Source organism: Kitasatospora sp. NPDC056327, from assembly GCF_042261735.1.
Taxonomy (GTDB): domain Bacteria; phylum Actinomycetota; class Actinomycetes; order Streptomycetales; family Streptomycetaceae; genus Kitasatospora.
In genome coordinates this window covers 1-2,654 of sequence record NZ_JBHJRC010000506.1, presented here as the reverse complement: position 1 = coordinate 2,654, position 2,654 = coordinate 1, and the positions used below count along the sequence as shown (strand labels likewise).

Below are 2,654 nucleotides of genomic sequence, written 5' to 3'. Positions count from 1 at the left end.
GGGCGGGCGCCGCGCCGGCCTGGACCAGGACGAGGGCTTCACGCGTGTTTCAGCCCCGCGCCCTCCCACCGGCCACCGGCCACCGAGCCGCCGAGCGGCTGAGCGGCCGAGCGGCCGAGCGGCCGTCAGAGCGTCGTTCGGAGCTCCACCAGCGTGGTGGGCTTCTGGGACGTCCCCTCGCCGAGGGCCCGGAAGTCCTCCTTGGCCAGGTCGACCGGCTGGGTGACGCCCTCGACGGTGACCTTGGCGCTGAGCGCCGCGCCGGTCGTCTGGAGGACGTACACGTCGGGCAGTTCGACCGTGAGGTAGCCGCTGTTCCCGGTGGCCCGGAAGCAGAAGCGGCCGAACGGGTTGACGGCCGCCCGGCTCCAGACCTGGATCTGGGTCGGGCCCGCGCAGTCGGCGAGGACGATGTGGCCGTCGCCGCGCTTCAGCGTGATCCCGGAGATCGCGCTCGCGCCGGGGTACTCGAAGTCCTCGACCGCGGGCGGCGGGATGTCGGCCGGGTCGCCGGCCGGCGGGGGCGGGGGCGGGGTGTCGGCCGAGGCCAGGGCGGCGCCGGCGAGCAGTGCGCCGGCCGCCGCCAGCGCACCGGCCGCGAGCAGCAGCCTCCGACCGCCCGGCCGTCGGCCGGGCATCCTGTCGCGCTGGGTCATGCGGTCACTCCTTCCTCGGGAGGTCGCTCCGGCGGTCGGACACCGCCGGGTCGCACCGGTGACCGGCGTCGGGGCCACCAGGGGCGGTCCGGACCGGTCAGCCGGTGACGCGCAGTTCGAGCAGGGTGGTCGTCTTCTGGCCCAGGCCCTCCCCGACGTTGCGGTACTCGTCCGCGGGCACCTCCACGGTCTGGGTGACGCCCTCGGCGGTCAGACTCGCCCGCACCGCGCGGTCGTCGGTCTGGATGATGAAGGTCTGCGGGAGTTCGAGCGTCAGGAAGCCCGTGGTGCCGGTGACCCGGAAGCAGACCGTGGGACCGCCGTTGGGGTTGGGGATCGCCCGGCTGAAGACCTGGATCTGGCTGGGGCCCGAGCAGCTGGTCAGCACGATGTGACCGTCGCCGCGCAGCAGCTTGAGGGCCGGGTGGGGCGAGGCTCCCGGGTACTCGAAGTCCTCGACGGCGGGCGGCGGGGTGTCCGTGTCGGTGGCCGTCGCGGGCACGGCGGGCGAGTCGGCCGAGGCGAACGAGGATCCACCGAGCACGGCGGCCGCGGTGAGCGCACCCGCCGCCAGTCCCAGGGGCAGACGATTCTTCATCTTCCGTTCCTTCACGGTTGAACTTTCGATCCCGAACAGTGTCAGATCCCGGAAATCCGGTCGGAGCAATACCGCACCCTAGAGAGGGCCAGGCCCCCCCGGGAATGGGTTTCACTGATTTGGCACGAACCGTGACTGAGCGTCAACCACCGGCACGCCGCACCGAACTGACCAGGTGGTGACTGGTCGGACTATGTCCGGAATGGGCTCTTCGGAACGGCGAAAATCAGCCGGACCGAATGGCACGATTTCGTGCGTCGACCAATCATCCGCCGGATAGGCTGCCGGGCGCCGATATTGACTGTGGACGACTGGTGGAGGGATCCGATGGGGGCAATACCATTCGGCCGGGCCCGCGGGGGGAGGTGGTGGCGCGACTCCGTCGGACGGCACCTCGGCTCCGCGAGCGCACGGCTGCTGCCGCTCGCGCTGCTGGCCGGTCTGGTCGGGACGGCGGGACCGGCGGTCGCGGACGGACCGGCCGCACCGGTCGCGATCACGGTCAGCGACCGCGCTCTGGTCATGCGCTACTGGGAGGCGGGCGGACCCGCCGTCCGGGCCGCCGCGGAGGCCGCGCTGGTCTCCGGCGACGCCCAGGTCGCCGCCTTCCTGGCCACGGAGCGCAGGCCCGCCGAGGTCCAGGACAACCAGGTGCAGGCGGCACAGATCCACTCCGCCGCCGGCCCCGGCGTGCAGGAGGCGGCCCGCAGGGCGCTGAACGGCACCGCGGAGGAACTCGCGAGGTTCCTGGACGGCGAGTGGCAGACGGCCCTGGTCTCCGACCAGCAGCTTCAGGTCGCCCAGATGCTCAACGGCGCGGGCAACGGCGTCCAGGACGCCGGCCGCAAGGCACTCAACGGCACCACCGAGGACCTGCGGAAGTTCCTCGCCGAGGGCCAGTTCACCGCGCGCGACGCCGACGACCGGGTCAAGCTCACCCAGATCTTCAGCACCGGCGGGCCCAACACCCAGGCGGCCGCCCGGCTCGCGCTCAACGGCACCATCGAGGACGTCCGGGAGTTCCTGAGGGTCGGTCAGCACGTCGCCCGCGCCCGGGACGCCGAGCGGACCGGCATCGCCCAGCTGGTCCAGCAGGCGAAGGAGGCCTCCGCACAGGCGGTCCGCGAGAACGAGTCCGCCAAGACCGCGTCCGCGCAGGCCGTCAAGGCCGCCGAACAGGCGAAGGCCGACGCCGAGCGCGCCGCCTCCGAGACCCAGCAGGCCGGCCAGGACACCGCGAAGGCCGGCGCCGCCGCCGAGCGGGCCGCCGAGGCCTCGACCCGGGCGTCCGGAGCCGCGCAGACCGCGATCCTCGCGGCGCGCTCCGCCGCCAACACCGCGCGCACCGCCGCCGGCGCGGCCGCCCAGGCGGCCTACGCGGCGGGCGCCGCGGGCCCGGC

At 73.8% G+C, this 2,654-nt stretch carries 3 protein-coding genes; 1 reads left to right on the top strand and 2 read right to left on the bottom strand.

What is annotated here, in order from left to right:
* Positions 1–125 precede the first annotated feature (125 nt).
* Together ACFCX4_RS35805 and ACFCX4_RS35800 are read right to left on the bottom strand one after the other, a co-directional pair.
* A complete protein-coding gene (locus tag ACFCX4_RS35805) occupies positions 126–656 on the bottom strand; it encodes a hypothetical protein (RefSeq protein ID WP_376151587.1) in 531 nt (176 codons plus the stop codon).
* A 97-nt stretch (positions 657–753) separates the two neighbouring features.
* Positions 754–1,254 (bottom strand): hypothetical protein, encoded by a 501-nt coding sequence (locus ACFCX4_RS35800; protein WP_376151586.1) that lies wholly within the window; start codon positions 1,252–1,254, stop codon positions 754–756.
* A gap of 327 nt (positions 1,255–1,581) precedes the next feature.
* Here ACFCX4_RS35800 and ACFCX4_RS35795 point away from each other — a divergent pair.
* Positions 1,582–2,654 (top strand): ALF repeat-containing protein (locus tag ACFCX4_RS35795; RefSeq protein ID WP_376151584.1); only part of this gene is annotated, 1,073 nt, incomplete at its 3' end.

Bases quoted from the DNA above. Each gene is read 5' to 3' on its own strand.
- ACFCX4_RS35800 (WP_376151586.1), bottom strand. From the start codon at position 1,254: ATGAAGAATCGTCTGCCCCTGGGACTGGCGGCGGGTGCGCTCACCGCG.
- ACFCX4_RS35805 (WP_376151587.1), bottom strand. From the start codon at position 656: ATGACCCAGCGCGACAGGATGCCCGGCCGACGGCCGGGCGGTCGGAGG.